At 40.8% G+C, this 22545-nt stretch carries 18 protein-coding genes; 10 read left to right on the plus strand and 8 right to left on the minus strand.

The features are described from left to right. Positions 1-579: 579 nt before the first annotated feature. From MKS91_RS03710 to MKS91_RS03740, 7 genes are all read right to left on the minus strand, one after another. Positions 580-2964, minus strand: a complete 2385-nt coding sequence (locus MKS91_RS03710; protein ID WP_258569499.1) for a hypothetical protein — start codon at positions 2962-2964, stop codon at positions 580-582. A 134-nt stretch (positions 2965-3098) separates the two neighbouring features. After that, a complete protein-coding gene (locus MKS91_RS03715; RefSeq protein WP_258569500.1) occupies positions 3099-5450 on the minus strand; it encodes a hypothetical protein in 2352 nt (783 codons plus the stop codon). A gap of 208 nt (positions 5451-5658) precedes the next feature. Further along, positions 5659-5910 carry a hypothetical protein gene (locus tag MKS91_RS03720; protein WP_258569501.1) on the minus strand — a complete coding sequence of 84 codons (252 nt, stop codon included), beginning with the start codon at positions 5908-5910 and terminating at the stop codon, positions 5659-5661. Positions 5911-5988: 78 nt separating this feature from the next. Then, positions 5989-7188 carry an amino acid permease gene (locus MKS91_RS03725; RefSeq protein WP_258569502.1) on the minus strand — a complete coding sequence of 400 codons (1200 nt, stop codon included), beginning with the start codon at positions 7186-7188 and terminating at the stop codon, positions 5989-5991. 76 nt (positions 7189-7264) lie between these two features. Continuing rightward, the gene (uvrA, locus tag MKS91_RS03730) at positions 7265-10075 is read right to left on the minus strand and encodes an excinuclease ABC subunit UvrA (RefSeq protein ID WP_258569503.1); all 2811 of its coding nucleotides are present in this window, start codon (positions 10073-10075) and stop codon (positions 7265-7267) included. 64 nt (positions 10076-10139) lie between these two features. Continuing rightward, a complete protein-coding gene (locus MKS91_RS03735; RefSeq protein WP_258569504.1) occupies positions 10140-10313 on the minus strand; it encodes a hypothetical protein in 174 nt (57 codons plus the stop codon). A gap of 59 nt (positions 10314-10372) precedes the next feature. After that, positions 10373-11350, minus strand: a complete 978-nt coding sequence (locus MKS91_RS03740; RefSeq protein ID WP_258569505.1) for a polyprenyl synthetase family protein — start codon at positions 11348-11350, stop codon at positions 10373-10375. 366 nt (positions 11351-11716) lie between these two features. On the opposite strand from MKS91_RS03740, the gene MKS91_RS03745 reads away from it, so the two are divergent. The 6 genes from MKS91_RS03745 to MKS91_RS03770 all read left to right on the plus strand — a co-directional run bounded on the left by MKS91_RS03745 (position 11717) and on the right by MKS91_RS03770 (position 16964). Beyond that, positions 11717-13930, plus strand: coding sequence for an MFS transporter (locus MKS91_RS03745; protein ID WP_258569506.1), 2214 nt, complete (start codon positions 11717-11719; stop codon positions 13928-13930). 187 nt (positions 13931-14117) lie between these two features. Continuing rightward, positions 14118-14477, plus strand: coding sequence for a 50S ribosomal protein L21 (rplU, locus tag MKS91_RS03750; protein WP_258569507.1), 360 nt, complete (start codon positions 14118-14120; stop codon positions 14475-14477). Positions 14478-14480: 3 nt separating this feature from the next. Continuing rightward, complete coding sequence (gene rpmA, locus MKS91_RS03755) at positions 14481-14783, plus strand: 50S ribosomal protein L27 (RefSeq protein WP_258569508.1); 303 nt, start codon at positions 14481-14483, stop codon at positions 14781-14783. Continuing rightward, positions 14783-15757 (plus strand): GTPase ObgE, encoded by a 975-nt coding sequence (gene obgE / locus MKS91_RS03760; protein WP_258569509.1) that lies wholly within the window; start codon positions 14783-14785, stop codon positions 15755-15757. The genes rpmA and obgE overlap by 1 nt, the downstream gene beginning before the upstream one ends. 73 nt (positions 15758-15830) lie before the next feature. Further along, a complete protein-coding gene (locus tag MKS91_RS03765) occupies positions 15831-16043 on the plus strand; it encodes a hypothetical protein (RefSeq protein ID WP_258569510.1) in 213 nt (70 codons plus the stop codon). Between the two features lie 414 nt (positions 16044-16457). Further along, complete coding sequence (locus MKS91_RS03770) at positions 16458-16964, plus strand: hypothetical protein (protein ID WP_258569511.1); 507 nt, start codon at positions 16458-16460, stop codon at positions 16962-16964. Positions 16965-17006: 42 nt separating this feature from the next. Here MKS91_RS03770 and rpsT read toward each other — a convergent pair whose 3' ends face one another. Continuing rightward, positions 17007-17270: a 30S ribosomal protein S20 gene (gene rpsT, locus MKS91_RS03775; RefSeq protein WP_258569512.1), complete on the minus strand. Its 264-nt coding sequence runs from the start codon at positions 17268-17270 to the stop codon at positions 17007-17009. Positions 17271-17556: 286 nt separating this feature from the next. Here rpsT and MKS91_RS03780 point away from each other — a divergent pair, with 286 nt between their 5' ends. From MKS91_RS03780 to sufB, 4 genes are all read left to right on the plus strand, one after another. After that, entirely contained in the window at positions 17557-18315 is a 759-nt protein-coding gene (locus MKS91_RS03780) for a hypothetical protein (protein ID WP_258569513.1), read from the plus strand. A 166-nt stretch (positions 18316-18481) separates the two neighbouring features. After that, on the plus strand, positions 18482-19792 hold the full coding sequence (locus tag MKS91_RS03785) for a coiled-coil domain-containing protein (protein ID WP_258569514.1): 1311 nt from the start codon (positions 18482-18484) through the stop codon (positions 19790-19792). Positions 19793-19917: 125 nt separating this feature from the next. Continuing rightward, on the plus strand, positions 19918-20736 hold the full coding sequence (locus MKS91_RS03790) for a hypothetical protein (RefSeq protein WP_258569515.1): 819 nt from the start codon (positions 19918-19920) through the stop codon (positions 20734-20736). A 365-nt stretch (positions 20737-21101) separates the two neighbouring features. Continuing rightward, positions 21102-22544: a Fe-S cluster assembly protein SufB gene (gene sufB / locus MKS91_RS03795; protein WP_258569516.1), complete on the plus strand. Its 1443-nt coding sequence runs from the start codon at positions 21102-21104 to the stop codon at positions 22542-22544. Position 22545 lies beyond the last annotated feature (1 nt).

Raw genomic sequence — 22545 nt, forward strand, 5'->3', positions numbered from 1 at the left:
AAATATGAGAATAATTTTGATTGCCGTACGTTTAGTGGATCCATCCATCTGAAACTTACTCGAACTAAATGTTTTAATGCATCCTCATAGACATATCAAGTAGGGATCTAAGACTGGCTAAGCAGTGGATACTGGGCTATTCCCCCCATCATCTTGTAAAGTTATAGAAGTACTGCCACTTTCTGCCTTTTGGCTTCTATCTTTGCGTTCTGCGTCAACCCTGGCTTGGATACGTGCTTCCACATTTGGTTTTTGGTATGTCCTTCCATTTGCCTTGAATTTAACGAGTATATGTTTGATTTCACTATCTCTGCTCACTCCTAGGAAGTGTCATGTTTGTTGCGCATTGCTGTTTTCTTTCGTTTATGCGCTCGCAGAATAGGGTGGCCGTAACGTGGCTAATCATTCTGCGATTTGAGGGGGTGCTAAAATGTTTACAACCTTTCTTGTCTGCTCAACCCTTTCAAGGTGAGAGGGATCAGCGTCTTATGTTGACCAAGTTTAAGCTCGTATAAGTCGTTTGTGCCATGATGGTTAGTGATAGAAAGTTACCGAAAGTACAAAGAGTTATCCATGTAATCACCTTGTGCTTGTGAGTTGACCTCCAGGTTTCGTTACTTGGGTTTTACTTTCGCTTTTCTCTAGTGCGGTCTGTGTTTTTTTTGACCCTGTAGGACCAACTTTTTTAAATTCTGGGAGAATATTTGGGGGAGATTTGGCTAAGCTTTCAAGTTGCTTAATTATATCCCCCACAGTCACTTCTTCTTTATTCATATTACATATTTGACGGGCACCTTCACGGAGTCGAGAGGCTTCTGTTGGAATAGATCTGTTTACTCGATTCTGTACATCCTCTAGAGCTTTTATAACCTTACTCGCTTGACCTTGATCTTCTGAAAAAGCTTCCTCTATGTTCTCTGAATCGAACGTTTCACTATCGCCGCACAGGCTTTCGACTACTAACACTAACTTGACTATTGTAAGGTATGTTGAACAGTCATCAAAAGTACTCAAGGACTCACCAGATAGCTCCTCTTGTACTGCCGTGAAATCATCATGAGTTTTAAGATTTAGTTCGTCTATCTGTGAGTTAAGTTTGCCTTTTTCGTCTTGAGTGACACGCTTAGAGTTTACGAGATCTTTTAACTTGGCTAATCTTAGCTGTTTTAGGGCAGGGTAGAGTTTCATTTTATTTGTAGGATCAGCATAGTCTGAGATAAGCTTCCTGGCGCTTTCTTTTAGAGAGCCATTATCACCAACGATACTTACCATCTCTTGTAAAATTTCAATGACTCTAGCTCCTTTGGGGCCTTTTTTGTCAACTCCGTCAATCTTATACGTTATTTCTGTATTTTCTCGGGCTTTGTCAACAATAAAATCTACCACTTCTTTGTTATCTATATCTAATTGAGCTAAGGCATTTTTTGCCTCTTCTTCATTCGTCTTAGCATCAAAACTGTCTTTGGGCGTGCTTGGAGTGCTAGCTGCAACGTTCTTTTTATTGGCTTCTAGCCATTTGCTTATGTTGGGATCATCATCCTTGCTGACACAACTTTGCTCAGCTTTACATTTCTCAAGATAATCAAATAAGGTTTGATCATTTACTTGTTCAGGTAAACCTATACTAGGTTTGGTTTCAGCAATACATGCTATCAATTTAATTAACTCTAGTGGATTAATTCTTTGAAAAATATCTCTGCAACCTACATGACAAGTAAGTACTGGTTGGGTGTCTGCACCTTCATTTATTAGAGCAGTATGGACATGATCCATACGCTCATGAGGTTTTTTTTGTAACTCTTCTCGATTTGCGAGTTGAGTTCTAAGTATTTGGTTGAGATAGTTTCGAAGACCTTGATTCTCCTTTACGCAACCCAACATAGCATTAGCATCAAGGTCATTGGCGCCAAAAAGCTCAAAAATATTTTTTGAAGAGGCACTACAAACCATTTTAGCTGTACCAATTAGGACCTTTTGATTGGCGTATTTTGGACTCTCGGCGCTTTTTAATTTATCACGAATGGGTCTAAGATCCTTTACCCCTGCTGACACTCTTCCATTTGAGTGGTCGACATCTAGTTCTGTTCCTAATGTATTTAATGATTGCTTAAAGGCATCTATAATTTTTTGTGATTGTTTTGTCCACTCTTTTGATGCTTGAAGAGGGTTTTTTGATCTAAAAGCGCTTCTTTCAGTTGTACGATTATCAGAAGTATATATGACTTCTTCTGTGTTAGATTTTGTTTTATGAGCTAAGGCCTTATTAACTAAAGGAACTACTTTTGAAATGTCAGACTTCTCGCCAAATCTACTTATGAATTGCTTTTTGTCTCTAAGAGCTTTCAGAACGGCGCCACGATATAGCGATACGGCTATGAGAAGAATAGGGAAAAAAAGTGTCGATAAAAATACCGCTAAAATTACCGCTTTATTAGGACTATGAGTAGAAAGTTTGATCCCGTTATTGATGCCGTTAATTAACATAGGGGGCATTTTTTTATTATAAGCACGTGTAGCATCTTGCATTTCTTGTTTAGTATTACCACCAAGTATATATGCTTGTTCATACTCTTCCAAAAAGTCATAATCGGTCAGTAATTCTTCGGCTCTGCCCGTTGTATAATCGAAGCCATCACTGAGCTCTTGATCAGACAAATCTTTTTTTAAATTCAGAAATGCAGTCATGAATGTTGTATCTATTGCTAGGGAAATATTTTTGGCTTTTGCCAGTTTTATGAGCTCTGTTTCATCTAAATCAGCATTTTGATTATCTCTACCATAATCATCAAATAGCACAGCAGCTGATGCTAATTCTATTGCGGCTTTTTTTATGCATTCATCTCTATTTGGATCATCTTCAGAGGGCAAGTCTATGTGTTTAGCTTTTATATTGGAAATAATGTTCTGTGATAGCTTATAAATATGGTATCGTAGCGTGTACTGGTTGTTGTTAGCATTATTCATATGTATCTCCCAATTGTTTTGGTTATTCTAGCCCCTTTTTTTTTATTTGACAGAAAAAAGTGCGTTTTTTTATACAGTTATCTGGAATATGGGAATAGGGGGATTATTTAGACATCTCCTGTTCAGGAATGGCCTTATCCTTGTCCTTTCTTCCTTTGAGTTGTAACACCATCACTAGCCTGGTCCTTGGTAGGAGGATGCCCCATCCTTGGGGTGGGGGCGCTTGGACGCAGTGATGAGGCAGAATGGGGGGCGTGTGTTGCGGATGTAAAAGTATTTGGGGAGGCATCGTTTCTCTCTAATATTTCCCATCCCTCAGCAATTGGTACGGAATCTAGCAGGCTTGATTCTAATGTCGTTTGTATGCAAGTGATCTCTGTTTTTAATTCAGGATAGGACGTTTGGTATTTTGTGATCAAATGCTTAAAAACCTCAGGATCGACTATTGAATGTAATGATGTAAGGAATTTGCTGATGCGATCTATAGTATTTCTTTTATGCGGATCTATATCTTCGGGCGTTGGCATATTGAATAATGTCGCCAAACCCTTTCTTACCTTTCGTGTTTTTTTCTGCCACCAGGTCTGTGGGGGAGGTGTGGCTACTGTCTCGACTTGCTGTAATACCTGCTGTAATAATGACTGTTCATCAGCAGGATTATCTAGAGCTATTTCCGCTCTTAGACTATCCCATAAAGGCTCTTTAAGCAGCAATCTTATCTTTTTTATATGATCTATCTTTTGCTGAAGAGAAAAGTCCACAACATGTTCTAATACAGAGCAAGGCTCCTCTTCTAGCAGACGCTTGATCATATGATTCATTTTTTGATCATAAGACTTAATACTATGTCGTACTATTTTAACGATACATTGTTTACCAGTTTCGGTAAGATCTGGCGCAGCCAATAGGTCTTCTAAGGCAGGCTGTGCTTGAAAGGTTTTTTTGAATAGGCTGACGAGTTTTGTACTACCGACGCCTATCCCGTTTGTCGATATATCCGTTGTTAGCATATTGTGATTTGCAAGATAGATAGCGAGATGTTGTAGGCTACTAGAGCGAGGCTTGAAGTGGCCAGACAGGTCACTTATATACTTTATTTTGCCATTTGTTACCTTTATGGACCCTGCATACATGACAGGTCTTCCAGAACTAATCATTGAATGAAAAGCAATAAGGCCCCGACTATTTTCTCTGCCATAGAGGTGGTCAAAGCAATACATTTTTTGGTCTGTCGTAATGATGAGTCCGGCTTCTTTACTTGCACCCTTAAATACTCTGCTTTCAGTATCCATATCTTTAAAAGCATTGGTGACAGGATCCCATGACTGTAGCTGACCTTCTGGACTGAAATATACCCGTCCGCTTTCTATAAGGTCCTTATTGTTTTCAAGTTCATACCATTTTATCTCATCGACTTCACGGCCATGCTCGGTAATTGGTAGTGCCTTAGTTGCTGCAGTTAGGGCTGTGATACCAGGGAAGCCATCAAATAACATGGATTCCTCTTTGGTTAGATGCAGAGCCACAACAGTATCACCATCAAGTAATGAGTCTGCTATAAGTTTTGTCATGCCAGACCGGTACCCACTTGAAGCGGGATCTAGCATATATTTGTTAAAATCGGCGATAGTTTCACGAGCCTGATCTTTATTTGATGCATGTCTAATCAGGGTTGGCGAAATAGCTGACAGGAAACCAATTCTTGTCTCATATGATATGTCACTACTTTCTAATATGGCTCTATAATTGTGGGCTGTATCTTTAGATAGTTGGTATTGTTTAACAACCCGTGAATCTTTTACATCGGAGCCCAAACGCCTGAAAGCATGACGATGAGGAAATAATACCTCCTGTAATGACATATCAGATGTAGGAGGTCCTAAGGGATTTAAATCAAGGCTCATTCTAAATCCAATGTCATATGTGCTATTTGGGAGCCCAAGCTCACGCTTTTTTTGTAGTATTTGACCTAATCGGACTTCCTGAGCGGAAGATAATGCTGTTTTCCCCATTTTATAGTGAATCGACTCGTCTTCTATTCTATTGTTAAACATTTTTTTTAACCTACTCTTTAATGCAACGGGATCGATGCTGCTTCTAGCCACTTCAGGACTGCTTGCAAGAATATATTGAAATCTCGGTTGTTCCATAATTGCATCAAAAATGAAGTTAACAATAGTGTCTTTATCCATATCCCCAGATGAGAGCCAAGTATTAAAACAATCATCTAAGCTTGTAATAAGCAATTCTTGTATCTGTGTTCTTTCATCATACACTCTATAAAGCGCCAGCGTCTTTCTGGTCTCATCTTCAGACTGACAACCAAAAGCCGTTTGTAAGAAGGCAAGATCTTCATCACTAATATCTGCTACTTTTGCGTCATCGTAGAGTTTGTGTAGGCTTTGGTGTATCGCATCGATACTGCTGTCATTAATATCAGCAGGAATTCTTCTAAGGATGTCTTTTATTTTTTTATTAATGTTCATGACTTTTCTCGTATCGTGCCTTTGTAGTTGTTATAGCCACGTTTCTTTTTTTGGCAGCAAAATGTATGTTTTTTATATATTTATATGTAAATGCAGCAACACCAGGATACTCGTCCCATCTGGTTAAGATGGGAGGCAGTTAATGATAAAAGCGATGAGTCAACAATTATATGCTAAACAGGGTAGGGGGAATCTCCTGTTGGGGGCGTCATAGGAATGTTTTACTTACTCGTGAGTTGCTTAGCCCTGAAGGTTCAGGATTGTTGCTAGGTCCCTGCTGGCCATTAGCTCTATTATTACGCTCAGTAGCAGCCCATTTCTTGGCGCGTTCTTCCAGAGAACCCTTATGAGTGCTGGAATTTGTTGTTGTAAGATCCTGAGCCATCGGTATGTAATATGCGTTATTACCCTGTTCAGCAATAACGCTGTCGTTCCCCTGCGGAGCAATAATAATCTCCATAGGTACGGTATATACAGTATTATTTCGGTGATAGTGTTTTAGCAGCTTTTTTAGGATTGACAGAAAAAAGTGGGTATTTTATATATTTAGCCAGGTAGAGAGGAAGACCAGGATGGTTAAGAGGCTAATGAGTACTAGTGATGGTTTGCCTCCGGGGAATTGGTAAGGGCTTTGGAGTTTTAGGGTATAGCGGGCTCTATAGACTAAGTATATGGGGAGAACACCATATAATAGTAGGATAATAATACCAGCATAGTGTAGGAAGGTGGTGAAGTCAGAGGGGAAGAGTAATACCATGAATAATGGGGGTAGAAAGGCCAGTGTAATGGCAAAAAGGTTGTGGTATTGGTATTGAGTGAGTTCTAAGCCATCTTCAATAAAGTCTTTTAAGCTGATCATGACACCCCAGAAAGAGGTTGCAATGGCAAAGAAGGAGAATAAGGCAACGAGTTCTGAGAAGTGGTTGACTTGGTAGTGGTAGTTGAGATACTCAATGAGTAAAGACAGTCCTTCTTCTTGGCTTTGGAGGATGGATAGTAAACTGTACTCTCCAGCATAGGGAAGTAAGCCTAAAATGATGATTTCCCAGGTGAGATAGAAGAATAGAGGGATACCGCAACCAATGAGGATGGCTTTTTTTAATTGTTGGAGGTTGTTGTCTAAGTAGTGACGCATAGACGGTAGGATAATATGGGAAGTAAAGGAGGTGACAACCACAGGGATGGCCGATAGGGCAAGCCAAGGTTGGCCGCCTGAGAAGTTACTGGCTTTGATGTGGGGTACGGAGGATGTGATGAGGAAGAGGAAGGCCATGACCAAACCAATGATCAATAGTCGGTTTAAGCGGTCTAACCATTCCATCTTGAAAAAAGCAATGCCTCCAAAGAATAGAGAGAATAGTAAAGAGGCGAGTAAGGGTTGGCCTTGTAATTGTGGGATACTACTGGCTAAGATTGAGCCACTACCAATCATGTATGCTGCAGCAGCTACATACAGTAGGCTTAAGAAGGCGAGCCATGCAAAGGATTCTGATAAGGGGCCTGAGAGTTTGCGGCATAAACCGATTAAGTTGGTGGTTGGGTTTGGGCAGTAGTACATGGCCTCTAGGAATAAAAAGAGGGTGATGAGCATGTAGGTGAAGATAGCAAATAACAGTGTGATAGAGGCAATCAGTCCACTGGCACCAGTGGCAATAGGGATACTGAGCATCCCGGCACCAATAGCAGTTCCTGCAATTAAAAGAACAGCGCCGAGTGTTTTGGATTCAGTTTTCGTCATATAAAACCTGTTTGTTATTCAAGGTATCAGTTGTCTGATACCTTAACATTAATCAGGCATACGGTCAAGAAACGGGCTATTTTAGTGCCGCTTTCAAATATGGTGCGGTATGGGATTTCTTGGACTTGGCAACGGTTTCAGGGGTGCCTTCTGCCACGATGGTACCACCACGGTGGCCGCCTTCAGGACCGATGTCAATGATCCAGTCTGCAACCTTTATCACATCGATATTGTGCTCAATGACAATGACGGTATTGCCTTGGTTTCTTAAAGCTTCTAAGACATGGACAAGTTTTTTAATGTCATGGAAGTGTAAACCTGTGGTTGGTTCATCCAGAATGAATAAGGTTTGACCAGTAGAGCGTTTGGATAGTTCTCGGGCAAGTTTGATTCTCTGAGCTTCACCACCAGATAGTGTGGTGGCACTTTGGCCCAGTTTGATATACCCCAAGCCTACGTCTTGTAAGGTTTTGAGCTTCTTATAGATTCTTGGGATGGGTTTGAAGAAGGTGGTGGCTTCATCAACCGTTAAGTCGAGTACCTGAGCGATGTTCTTTTCTTTGTAGTACACAGAAAGGGTTTCGCGGTTAAAGCGACTGCCTTCACATAGGTCACATTGAACATAGACATCGGATAAGAAATGCATCTCTACTTTGATTAAACCATCACCACTACAGGCTTCACAACGGCCGCCTTTTACATTAAAGCTAAAGCGTCCAGGTTGATAGCCTCGAGAGCGGGCTTCTTCGGTTTGTGAGAATAGATCTCGGATTAAGGTAAAGATACCAGTATAAGTCGCAGGGTTAGAACGGGGGGTTCTACCAATGGGTGATTGATCAATATCAATGACTTTATCCAAGTGTTCAAAACCTTTGATGGTGTCACAAGGACCTTGGTGGTGGTGGGTGCGGTTAAAGTGATTGTACGCAGCAGGGTATAGGGTATCATTGATTAAACTGGATTTACCCGAACCGGAGACACCAGAGACACAGGTGATTAATCCTAGAGGGATTTTTGCGTGAACGGCTTTAAGGTTGTTGCAGGTAGCACCAATGATCTCTACCCATTGATCTTTTGGTGTGATGCGTTTTGAGGGAACAGGGATGGTGGCTTTACCAGTGAGGTAGTCTCCTGTTAACGAGTTGGGGTGATTGATTAGTTCATCAATATGGCCCTGAGCGGTAACCTGTCCACCGTGGATACCGGCACCTGGTCCAATATCAATGAGTAGATCAGCCTGTCGCATGATCTCTTCATCATGTTCAACAACAATCACACTATTACCCAAATCTCTTAAGTGGATTAAAGTATCGATTAAGCGTTGATTATCACGCATATGTAGGCCAATGGAGGGTTCATCTAAGACATACATCACTCCCACCAAACCAGAACCAATCTGACTGGCCAAACGTATACGTTGTGCTTCACCACCAGAGAGGGTTTCAGCAGCACGGTTAAGCGATAAATAGTCTAGACCAACACTTAATAAGAATTGGCTACGGTTGCTGATTTCAGTGATGATCTTCTCAGCAATGTTCTGTTCCATCTCAGTGAGATTTAATGATTTAATCCATTGGTTAAGATCTTCAATGGATTGTTGGATCACTGTGGGTAGGGGGGTGTCACTGACCGTGACATATCTAGCAGCATCTGAGAGTCTTGAGCCATGACAGCTTTGGCATTGATCATACGCAATCAGCTTTGCTAAGGATTCTTTGACACTTTCAGAATCCGTTTCTTCATAACGTTTTTCTAAGACCGGTATGACCCCATCAAAACGACGAATTCTACTGACCATCTTACCATATATGTTGGGGTAGTTTAGAGGGATTCTTTTGGTGCCTGTACCATAGAGAATGATTTTTTGATGTTCTTTATCAAGAGATTTCCAAGGGGCATGGATGTCAATATCATAATACTCACAAACTGAGAGGAGGATGGCATAATAATGTTTATGTTGTTTGTCCCAATGCCAAATGGCCCCATCACCAATGGATAAAATGGGGTTGATGATGATGGCCTCTTCAGAGATATAGCGTCTCATGCCTAAGCCATCACAATGACTACAAGCACCAGTAGGGCTATTGAATGAGAACATCTTGGGTTCTAATTGGCTAATACTCCAGCCACAGGTATGACAAGCATGTTGGGTTGAATAGAGGGTTTCATCATCTTCGGTGGTGATGATGATGCGGCCTTTACTCACATTGGAAGCCATTTCAATCGATTCAGACAGTCTTTGGGTATTGTCTGGGTTGACTTTTAAACGATCCATGACAATATCAATACTATTTTTCTTACTGGGGTCAATATTGGCTTGATCAATCGGCATCACTTCGCCATTCAATCGGATGCGGATATAACCTTGGTTAAGATAGTCGGTGAGTAAGGTCTCATGGGCGCCTTTTTGGTCTTCAACCACTGGTGCGAGAACATGGATCTTCTCATCAGTGTTTTGACTGAGTAAGGTGTCAACAATTTGACTCACACTCATGGCTTTTAAGGGGCTTTTATGAGTAGGGCAGTGGGGTATGCCAATACGCGCAAATAATAGTCTGACATAGTCATAGATTTCAGTAATGGTACCAACGGTTGATCTGGGGTTATGAGAACCAGCCTTTTGTTCAATAGATATTGCTGGTGAGAGCCCTTCAATGGACTCAACGTCGGGCTTGTCCATAACGGATAGAAACTGCCTGGCATAGGTGGATAATGAGCCAACATATCGTCTTTGACCTTCAGCGTAAATGGTCTTTAAGGCAAGGGATGACTTACCGGATCCAGAGGGGCCTGTGATGACCACCAATTGGTTTCTGGGGAAGGATAGGTGCGGGATATTTAAGTTGTGGGTTTTGGCTCCACGGATAATAATATTTGACTCTGTCATGGATACTGCTGCTATAAATGCAATATTAAACCATATTTTACAACGCTATGCCAGGTTTAGGTGGTTATAATCCCAAATAGACATCCGGGTTATCAGCTTCTTTGTCTTTAGGTTCAGCTGGTGTTGGTATGGATGAGAGGTCATCCGCAGGACGTGCATCAAGAGTGGTATTGGGCTCTTCGATCCTAATATCCTTTTCGCCTGACCAAAGGACTTTGATCTTTTCTATAAGGTTCATAACAATGCTCAGTATCAACTGTTTTATTATAGTGCAATATTTTGGTTTGCCAGATTGGATTATTTTTTCCGCAGGGGGATGTGTTCTAGTAAGGTTTTAAGATGCTCTTTGTATATAGAGTCTGGTAAGTGCTCTAGTGCGGCTAAACCTTTTGTCGTATGTAGCTTTAAAAAGGGCTGGCAATGTTTGAGGGCATTGGTTCGTTCCATAATAGGGAGTATGTCTTGCCAAGGGATCTTGCCTCCAATAATGGTTTTAATGGTATCTTGATCTGCTTCAGAGGCATGTTGATAAGCAAGAATGGTGGGTAAAGTCATCTTGCCTTCGGATAAGTCTGTACCATGGGCTTTGTTGAGTTGTTTGTTTTGGGTGTCTATATCTAGGATGTCATCGGTTATTTGATAGAGCATGCCAAAGTGATGGGCATAGTCGTATAGGTGTTTGCCATGAGGGTTGTTGGGGCATAGCTTGGCAATACACTGGGCACTGGTCGAAAACAGGAGGGAAGTCTTGGCACGAATGATTTGTTGGTATTCTTCGATTGAGGTATCTATTTGCCGTTGTAGTCCCAATTGTAATATTTCACCCTCTACAATTTCTTGTGTTGCTTGAGCAAGAATATGGGTGATGGCGGTTGAATTGAGATTGGCAATGAGCTTGAAGGCTGAAGCGTATATAAAGTCCCCCATTAAAATAGATTGGGTGCCACCGTAGACAGAGTGAGTGGTGAGTTTGTTTCGGCGGGTTTTGGCATGGTCAATCACATCATCATGAAGCAAGGTGGCAGAATGAATGAGCTCGATGATAGCAGCCAGTTCAGTGACTTTTGTGCTGTGGTAGTCTAGTGCACGAGCAAATAAGATCACCATGGTTGGGCGAATAAGCTTCCGGCCAGGTTGATTTAGAGCATATTGGCCGATGGTTTGGATCAGATCAATAGAGGATTGGGTAGCGTCGCCAATCATTGTGTGAACATCTTGTAAGTCTTGGGTGATGCATTCATGAATCCCAGTGAGCATGCCGTTTCCATTCGTCAATTATGTGTTTGGTATACCGTATTTGCCAGTGGATGGCAAGTTAGAATTCGACGGGCATGGGCTGATTGCTGTTTAAAGCCAGGAGTTTCATAAAGCGAAGCGCATGATATGTGAAGTGACGATTGAGCTTGCAGTAATAATTTTTTAGGTATAATGTTATAGAGATTAAAAAATATAGAGTATAACATGGCAGCTGGAATAAAAGTTAAATGTAGCATAATGCAGTATCAAGCGATTAAGTGCTTTTTTGGCATAATAAGTTGATTTTTGATCCCTTTTGTGGTATTGTATCCTTTATATATAATTAAAGATGAAGAAAAGAAAAATTACCATAATAATTCCTAAAAAAAAAATATAATCAACATTATGAATATTAATGAAAAAACAAATGAAATCATTAGAAGAGTTCCTGCTGACATTAGTGACAGTAGTATCGATGCGATACACCAAAGCCTACACAAGCTCTATGATGACGCAAAACTGGTAGATATTAGTGATGAAGATCTTGCCTTCTTACAAACGGCTTTTGGTTGTCAGTCTGAAGATGAAACCAAAAAGACGCTTGCGCTTTATCGAGTGTATGAAGAAAGAACACAGATACAAGAAGATCTTATTACAAGCTTAGATGATTGTTATAATACTTGGCTCTCATCTGGGGATATGGATAAAGACACTATTGTTAACTTCATTTTTGATGCAATTATGGAACAACCGAGATTTCAATATATTCTTGCAAGCAGTCCTGAAGTGGCTAGAAACAGCATCGATCCCGTTGCGTTAAAGAGTAGGTTAAATAAACTGTTTAACAATAGAATAGAAGACGAATCGATTCACTTTAAGATGAAGAGCGCAGTATTAACATCTGCTGAAAAGACCCGATTAGATCAAATTATGCAAAGAAAGCGTGAGCTTGGGTTCCCAAATAGTACATATGACATCGGATTTAGAATGAGCCTTGATTTAAATCCTTTAAGACCTCCTACCCCTGATATGTCATTACAGGAGGTATTATTCCCCCATCGTCATGCTTTCAGGCGTTTGGGCTCCGATGTAAAAGATTCACGGGTTGTCAAACAATACAAACTATCTGGATCTACGGCCTTCAATTATACAGCCATATTAGAAAGTAGTGACATATCATATGAGACGATAATTGGTTTCCTGTCAGCTATTTCGCCAACCCTGATTAGACATGCATCAAATAAAGATCAGGCCCGTGAAACTATCGCCGCTTTTAATAAATATATGCGAGATCCAGCTTCAGGGTATCCAATTCGCATGACAGAACTCTTAGTAGGCTCATTGCTTAATGGTGTTACTGTAGTGACGCTGCATCTAACCAAAAAGGAATCCATGTTATTGAATGGCTTACCTGGTATCACAGCCCTAACGACAGCGGCTAAAGCGCTACCAATTACCGAGCATGGCCGTGAAGTCGATGAGAAAAAATGGCTTGAACTTGAAAATAACAAGGCTCTTATAGAAAGCGGACGGGTATATTTCAGTCCAGAAGGTCAGCTACAGTCATGGGATAGTTCAACCAATGCTTTTAAAGACATGGATACTGAAAAAAGTAAATTTAAGCATAAGAGTAAAGAAGCCGGACTCATCATTACTACAGACCAAGAAATGTATTGCTTTGACCACCTCTATGGCGGAAAAAATAGTCGGGGACTGATAGCTTATCACTCCATGATAAGTTCTGGAAGACCTGTCATGTATGCAGGATCCATAAAGGTAACAAATGGCAAAATAAAGTATATAAGTGACCTGTCTGGCCACTTCAAGCCTCGCTCTAGTAGCCTAATACATCTTGCTGTCTATCTTGCAAATCACAATGTGCTAACAACGGATATATTGACAAAAAGCCGGCAGGGCTTTGATAACAAAAAACTCGTCAGCCTATTCAAAAATCCCTCTCAAGCACATCTTGCCTTAGGAGATCTATTGGCTGCGCCAGATCTTACCGATACAGGTAAACAATGTATCGCTAAAATAGTGCGAAATAGCATTAAATTTTATGATAAAAACATGAATCGTAGGATTAGGCGTCTGCTTCAAGAGCCCTTATGGTCTAATTTAAGAATGGAATTCGCTCTAAATATCAGTAAAAAAGATTTCATATGGAGTGTTGCAATACGTTATTGGGCAATGATAGTGTCTTTTGGTTTTGGGGCAACAGCAGCAATTTTTTTGTTGCCACCAGCATTTTTGTTTAACGTGTTTTTCCAAATGGCAACGAGCATTCTAGCTCTTGTAGGAATTGTTAGCTATGTAAAGCGAGCATATGAGACACAAGGTTTCCATGAATTTGTCGTAGGATTTTTAATTGGGTTAGATGCTGCGCTATGGATTGTTGTTGGTGAAGTATTTGCGCTAGGTGCTGTTTTCTTTGCGGGAATAACGATGGTTGCTGTTGTATTGGCATTGGCTACATATGTGGCATTTGACTCATTAAGTCCAAACAGTGCCAATCCTGTAGCTGCATCAGATATTAAGCCACCTGCCAAGCCAGCTGCTGGGCCATCTAATGGTAATAGGGCTGCAACAGTGACTATTTCTCTAGCTAATGGTTGGTAACGCAGGCAGTTCTAAGTTAGAAAAAGGGAGACCTTGTATCTCATTTTTTTTATGTCTCTATAATGAGATGTCTATTTAGTCATGAAATCAGTACTAATGTGATCATTATTGGGTATATTTTTTTTAATTTGCTTGCAAGGTTGGGATAATTGCTATATGATTGTGGGGTGAATATTGGAGAAGAACCATGTTAGCCGTAATTATGACGGGCGGAAAACAATATAAAGTTAAGCCAGACCAGGTAATTGAAATTGATCGATTGAAAGTAGCCGAAGGTGACTCAATTGAGTTTGATCATGTGTTGTTGGTGCAAGATGGCGATAAGACGCTTGTGGGTGAAGCTGTTGCTAAAGCAAGAGTGAAAGCCACTGTTGTAATGCATACTCGTGGTGCAAAAATCAATGTGATTAAGTTTAAAAGACGTAAGCGCTATATGCGTAATCTAGGGCACAAGCAGCAGTACACTAAGGTGAAGATTGTTGAAGTGCTGGCTCAGCCTGCAAAGAAGAAGGCGGCGAGTAAACCAAAAGCGAAGAGCGGGGAGTAAAGCATGGCTACTAAAAAAGCTGGTGGTAGTACCAAAAACGGTCGTGATTCGATAGGAAAGCGACTGGGATTAAAAAGAAATCATGGGCAGCAGGTTATTGCTGGAAATATTTTGGTTCGTCAGCGTGGGAAGAAGTTCCTAGCCGGTGATAATGTGATGGTTGGCCGTGATGATACGATTTTTGCGGTAGCAGATGGTCGCATGGTGCTTGAGAAGCGTCGTGTGCAAGACCCACAGCTTAAAAATAAGCGTGGTGTGAAAGTCTTTGTTTCTGTCGAGGTCACTGACGAAGTTAAAGCAAGCTAATGTCTTTTATCGACCAAGCTACCATTCTTTGTTCTGCAGGGTCAGGTGGTAATGGTTGTGTTTCTTTCAGGCGGGAAAAGTGTATCCCGCTTGGAGGGCCCAATGGAGGGGATGGTGGAAAAGGTGGATCCATCATATTGAAAGTCACCCATCAAACCAATTCTTTGGCATCTGTTCAACGTCTTCATCATGTAAGAGCGAAAGGTGGACAGAATGGCTTAGGATCTCAGAAGAATGGTCGAGCTGGTGAAGATACCATTATAGAAGTCCCTCAAGGGACCTGTGTGTTTGATGCTGATGCGCCTGATGCGCCAATTATTATCGATTTGTGTCAAATGGATCAGACCTATACCATTGCTCGAGGTGGTGAAGGTGGTCTGGGAAATATTCGTTTTAAGAGTTCAACCAATAGAGCGCCTAGAAAAGCGACTAAGGGTGATACTGGTGAAGAGTTGCGTATTCGATTAGAGTTAAGGGTTTTGGCTGATGTGGGTTTGTTGGGACTGCCCAATGCCGGTAAATCATCGTTATTGCGCAAAGTCTCAGGTGCCACACCAAAAGTGGCTAATTATGCGTTTACGACGACTAAGCCACATGTGGGTGTTGTTCATTATCATGGGTATAAATCTTTCGTGATGGCAGATATTCCAGGATTGATTAAAGGTGCTGCAGATGGTCATGGTATGGGAGATCGGTTTTTGAAGCATTTGATGCGCTGTCGGGTATTGCTACATGTGGTGGATGCCACACTTCCCATTGATGAGCAGATTATAGTCATTGAGGAAGAGATTCGTTCTTATGGTCATGGTTTGCTTGAGAAGCCAAGATGTTTTGCATTGAATAAAGTGGATGCTGTAGAGGATACAGAAGCTTTATTGGCATTATTCCCCGAGGCAAAGGTGTTTCCTATTTCAGCATTGAGCGGTCAAGGTGTTGAGGCTTTGATTGATTATTTGGGTGAAGTCTGCGCTTAATGCGCCTCTCAGATTTAACGATGATTGTTTTTGTTGCTAAGCTATTTCAAGTACAATAGATAGGCAGAATAAAATGCATAATGAAAAAATAAAATTCGTTGGTAGTCCGTTCAGTTCTGGTGAGTCAGGATCTGAATTTGAAGGCACTCGATCTTTGGATATTGAAGATTGCCATGCACCTAAAAAATTGACAGGACTGTCCCGGGGGTGGTTGAATTGGGTAGTAGCCCATGTTAAAAGGGTAGAGGCGACAGGCGATCTTAAAGCAGCCTATCAGAAGCCCTAGGGGCTTACTATGCAAGATCCTCAGAGGGAGGAAAATTGGTAAAGCGTTTTGTCCTTGAGTCAGGTGCCAAAGGTTTCCAGGTTATTAAGTTAGGTTATATGTTTCAACGGCAGGATTTCCTTCAGTTTTTAGATTGAAAAGGGATCGAGCATGTAAGTGAGTCGGCAGATTCAGCAGCGAGGTCTCAAGAGGCTTCTGAAAGTGATCCAACCTTTGGTAGAGACATAAGTGTCATGCATGTTTTGTGTGGTGGGATCTCTTGTTATTCCCCGTAGGTGAAGTATCTTTTTACTGATTTATATAAAGGTAGGGCTTATGCGCAATTGGCTTATATTTGGGATGCTGTGTATCTAAATGCAATAAAATCAAAAGAAAATAAGTCAGGTGGCTTTGGTGGGCATGCTGTTACGCTAGATGTACTTAAGTGGCTTAAGTGAACAAAGTCGTATAGCGTGTCGTTGGAAAACGGCTGGTGGCTCAAACCCATGGGGTGGTGTTGCATACATAGGTGACGATAGCATGGTACATGCCAAAGAAATCAGACTTATACCAGGAAAGTTCAAAGCGGTGTGTCAAGATATGGCGGGGCGTTTACATAAGTTCTATTGTGAGTCATTACCACATGAAGAGCGTTGTGGTGCTTTTGATGGAGACTATATATCAGTTGTTCTAGGCTGTTTGCTTGATCATCAAAACCAGTTGTCTTTGGCGGATATGGTGTTGCGTTCAATGAAGGAGCCAGAATGTGCCAAACCTCTCAGTCGGTCATTATCAAATGTTGGGTTGTTTTCTTCTATGACAGGAGTTGTGGCGGTAGTAGCTGCCATGTATTGTGCCGCTTGTTCTAGTGGTGATGTGTCATTACAAATGGGACTGTTTTTTAATGACCAGGACAGGAAGTGTGCCATTCGGTGGAAATGAAAAAGGGAGCCAATAGCTCCCTTTTTAGTATCGATTGTATCATTAAGAGGCTGCTTTAACCTTAGCATTTAAACGAGACTTCAATCGGCTGGCACGATTCTTAGGAATAACGTTTTTCTTTGCAAGTATATCGAGGAGAGATTGGATTTTTATGAATAAAGGTCTGATGGTGTCAGTATCTTTGCTCTGGATGGCAGTGAGTAACGATTTGATGTTCGTTCTCATGCTGCTTCTGTCACGTCTATTGCGATCATTTGCTTTTGATGCTTGGATGACGCGTTTTTTAGTCTGTGCTGTTTGTGGCATTATAATGCTCCCTAATGTCTATATTTTTCGGATCATAGCATGAAATTCCATAAATGTGTAGTATTTTTTTTAAAAAATAAAGAATTTACAGGGTTTTTGCAGTTTGCGAGGGTGTGGTTTTGCTGGGTAGAGGGCGAATTATAACATTATGATTATATTACGCTATACGAAAAATTAAAAGTTTTTGGTTGTTGGTGGCAAGAAGTTTTTGTAGAATGCGTTTAGGATGAGAGTAGATTAATCTAACTCTTGTAGAAAAAATCATTATTAGTATAGGAGATAGCTAATGACTAAACAGGTAAAACAATTGCCACAGGATCTAATAGCGGGTGTGGAAGTTCCACTTTCGGTTCGGAGTATATTTCATAAGCATATGAATGAAGGTGCTAGTTCAGACGACGATCAAGGTGCAAATGAAGATGATACAAAGGAGTTAGAATCCGCTCTTGCTGAATCAAGAAAGATTTTAGCAAGTTGTTCTGGCAATATTGCAAAGCTCAAAACGCATCTCAATAATGAAGAGTCTGTTGTTGAGACGTTTGCAATTAAAGTTGCAACATATCCTAAGAGTGCTCATGGCTATCTAGGCACATCATATGGGGCTGGTGGTGTCACTTATGAGGAAGAGTTACAGGAGTATCAAGTTTCTCTTGGCATACTGAAGGCTCAAGTCGAGCAACATGTTTTAAAGTCTCAGATGGTCATGCAGACTTTTATTACTGCTAGTCGGGACTTTTTAGGCAAAGTAAGCCAAGATAATACATATATTGATGTATATCAAGCACGTATGCCTGAGTTCACTTCAGAAGAAGCAGGGCTTAAGGAACCGGATCATTTTTATGCTTTTAACAAAGACATGTCAGTTAAAGATGTTAAAAGTTTGTTGAATGCAAGCGTAAAAACAGCACTTGATGAGATAACATCCTTACCAAGTTCTTACTGTGATTTTTCTTTATTTAAGAAAGAAGAAGCAGAGCGAAAGCCTGCTGACGATGCTACTTCTGCGGCTACAGAACGTAGAAATGTATATGACGCTTCCAAATAGTTAGTCTGGGTACATAGAAAAGGCGCTTAGTGCGCCTTTTTTTTGTCTAAGTTTTAAGGATTGTTTTTATTGTATAATTAAAGATAATTCATAAAAGTCTTGTTGTGTAAAGAGTGTTCTCAGTATAATTGAATGCGAATAGTTAAATTAAAGAAAAGGAGTTATTATGAAATTAGAAAAAATCAGCCATGATTTAAAGTTAGGTGTGTCTCTGGATATTGCTTTTTTGAAAGAATGCCTTGGTAGTCCTGCAGAGTCTAGTACTCAACAGAAATTGTTATCAATGACTCAGCAATGTGCTGATAGCATGCTAAAGCTGAATGCTTTAGAAGTAAGGAATTTTGGTCATTACTCTGCACATGCTTCAAATTCAGGAGGTTTTTTATGGACTGGGAAACCTCAACCAGCTGACGCAGATGAGTATGACAAAGCTCAGGCAGAGGTTGCTGCTCTTAAAGACAAGTATTCTGCTGTGGCTAATATTTTGTTGTCACTGCTAAGATTGGCTAAAGATCTCGGTGTTGACGCAACCATTGAAGTTTTAAGTGCTAAATTCGAAAAAGTTGAATTGCAAAAGGTTGTGCCGTGTTCTCTTAAGCAGGCTACTACAGAGATTTCCAATGAATTAACTGCTGCAGAATTGAATACATTGCTACAGGTAACATCACTTAAGGATGTTTTTGTAGGTCGTATGCCTGGTTATGTCTCTTATTATACTGCAGATGAAGCACATGCATTAACGTTACAAGCAGCGCTACTTGAATCTTCTAAAGACTCCTTAGTTGCTCAAAGAACATTAGCTGCAGAATTAGGATCAGCACTATCCGAATTGAAGGGTTATGAAGAAGACGCAGAGCGGGCATATGATTCAAAAATGAAGGAAAAAGTTGCTGAATTGGAAGAGTCTTTAGAGGCTAAAGGTACTGAGTTAGCTGCTAAAGATGCTGAATTGACAACGTTTAAAGAGGCTGTAGAGGCTAAAGATGCTGAATTGACAACGTCTAAAGAGGCTGTAGAGGCTAAAGATGCTGAATTGACAACGTCTAAAGAGGCTGCAGAGGCTAAAGTTGCTGAATTGACAACGTCTTTAGAGGCTGTAGAGGCTAAAGTTACTGCATTGGAAAAGTCTTTAGAGGCTAAAGATACTGAGTTAGCGGCTAAAGATGCTGAATTGACAACGTCTAAAGAGGCTGCAAAGGCTAAAGTTGCTGAATTGACAACGTCTTTAGAGGCTGTAGAGGGTAAAGTTACTGCATTGGAAAAGTCTTTAGAGGCTAAAGATACTGAGTTAGCGGCTAAAGATGCTGAGCAGAGGGCTGAAATAGAGAAGCTTCAGGCTCAAAAGAAAACTTATTCATCAGCCGCCGGCGGGGCGTCGATGTTTGCTGGGGAACGGTCACAACAGGCGTCGTCGTCATCACCTAAAAAAACTGGTACAGGAGGTGGATCATCTGCTACACCTGGTAACGGACAATAATAGATTCATGATCAATTTATTACTGATGGAGGCACAGAGATGTGCCTTTTTCAGTTGTAGATAATTTATCAAATTTTATGTAAGCTAGATGAGTATATGGATGAATTGTAGATATGGAGAGATAGATGTTTGATGTTCTTCCTAAACATACCAGTTTTTATTATGTTTCTCAGTTTTTGAAGTATTTATGGGATTTTAGAATTAATTGGAAAGATTTTGGGTTAATCTCTCATATCCCAGAGCATCATTATGTTAACCCTCCTGCTAGTATTGTAAGAGACAACATGACTCTTAAAAATTTAGCGATAAATCTCTTTAATGATGATCTTAAAAAAATGCGTGAGGGTATGGCTGCGCATGATAATCCGCAAGAGTGTCATATTATTGATGATGTAGAGTCAGGCTGGTTTGGTTGGCTGTCTCGGGGTATAAATGAGTTTTGCAAACAGCCTAAAAAGCAGCCTGCTAAAAGAGCTAAGCTGTTGTTTAAGCATGATATGAAACCTATATTGTTGGTGTTGGCGCTTAGGGTCTTCATCATGGCATGCTTTATCCAATTCGTTGGTCAGGAGAGTAGCGCAGAAGTGAAAGCAAAGGTAAAAGAAATAGAGGCTTGGGTTACTAAAAATTGTCATCAGCTGCCGAGTTTTATTACGCATCTTCGTCATTTTTCCAACATGGTTTATTCTGGTAAATCAAATATGGGAACAATTAACCTGTATAAGAAATATTTGATATTTAGTGTTCGAACACCATTTGAACTATATCTAAATCTGTTAGAGACGAAACCAATTGCGAGTGATGCGCTTGGTTGTGCACCTAAAGGTGAGTTGCCAGTAGTTGAAGCTCAGGGTGGTGGCGCAGCAGCAGTAGTAGAGGATGCAGAAGCGGTTGTGGTTGTCACTGATGCCTCAGACAATGTAGCGGTACAAGAAAGCAGATAAATTCATAGTTATCTCTCTTTAATGCATATCTATGGCCTGTTTATTATTAATGGGCAAGGTAAAATAGTAAAACCGTTTTTCTATTTGAGGAACGGTTTTATTATTTGAAATAGAGAAACAGGGCTGGCTGTAGAGGAAAGAGGTGCATCCTCTGATTCAACCGTTTCACTGGGTATGTCACGCTAAGTGGTCGTATTGTTTGGGGTTGAGAGTAGGGGGGAAGCATTCTAGTCATAGCCTTGTAGGTTAACAGCCTATAATGGGCAAGGCCTTAGGGTCTTGTTCACTGTTCAAATAAAGCTATTTTGCTTGAGTTTTTATGAGCCTGTGTCATAATTGGTTTGGTATATCATTAGGATGAAGGCTTGAGTGAGCAAAAAATAATCTCTGATGTGGTCAATAAAGCATATCAGTATGGCTTTTCTACAGATGTGGCGCAGAAAACTCTAGCGCCAGGTTTGGATGAATCGGTTGTTCGGTGGATCAGTGAAAAAAAGAAAGAGCCGGAATTCATGCTGGCGTTTCGACTGGCTGCATTTCGATACTGGAAAACACTTAAGATGCCAAATTGGGCAGATTTAAAGATTGAGCCAATTGATTTTCAGGCGATCTCTTATTACTCTGAGCCAGATAATAAACCAAAATACCAAAGTCTTGATGAAGTGGATCCAGAGATTTTAAAAACCTACGAACGTTTGGGTATTCCGTTGCATGAGCAAAAGCAGTTGTCTGGTGTTGCAGTGGATGCGGTTTTTGATAGTGTCTCAGTGGCCACAACCTATAAAGATGTGTTGGCAAAAAGTGGGGTCATCTTTTGTTCATTCAGTGAAGCGTTACAGAAGTACCCAGAATTGGTTCGGCAGTATGTGGGGAAAGTGGTGCCATATCGAGACAATTTTTTTGCAGCGTTAAATTCAGCAGTATTTAGTGATGGATCATTTGTGTATATTCCAAAGGGTGTGCGGTGTCCTATGGAGCTGTCGACGTATTTTCGAATCAATGCGATGAACACAGGGCAGTTTGAAAGGACGCTAATTATTGCGGAAGAAGGCAGCCATGTGAGCTACTTAGAAGGATGTACTGCGCCGATGCGAGATGAAAACCAGTTGCATGCGGCTGTGGTAGAATTATTTGCGCATGAGCAGGCTGAGATAAAGTACTCTACGGTGCAAAATTGGTACCCGGGGGATGAGAACGGCGTTGGAGGCATTTATAACTTTGTGACCAAAAGAGGGAAGTGTGCTGGAGATTATGCAAAGATTTCATGGACACAGGTAGAGACAGGTTCTGCCATTACCTGGAAGTATCCTAGTGTGGTATTGTTTGGTGATCACAGTGTGGGAGAGTTTTACTCTGTTGCTGTGACGAAGAATCACCAACAAGCAGATACGGGAAGTAAGATGATTCATGTGGGTAAAAATACCCGTAGTTGTATTGTTGCAAAGGGGATTTCTGCGGATGTTTCGTCAAATACCTATCGGGGGAAAGTTCATGTTCGTGCCAATGCTTCAGGATCTAGGCATTTTACGCAATGTGACTCTTTGTTAATCGGTGATGCGTCTAAAGCCAATACACATCCCTATATTGAAACAGAGAATGGTCGATCTAAAATTGAGCATGAAGCCACAACCAGCAAGATTGATGATATGCAAATGTTGTATTGTATGCAACGAGGTTTAAGGCCAAAAGAGGCTTTGCCAATGATTGTAAATGGGTTTTGTAAGGATGTTTTTGAGCATCTTCCTATGGAGTTTGCTGCTGAGGTGCAGCAGCTATTAGAGATTAGTTTAGAGGATAGTGTGGGTTAAT

The sequence above is a fragment of the Candidatus Synchoanobacter obligatus genome (assembly GCF_024259865.1).
GTDB lineage: Bacteria > Pseudomonadota > Gammaproteobacteria > Comchoanobacterales > Comchoanobacteraceae > Synchoanobacter > Synchoanobacter obligatus.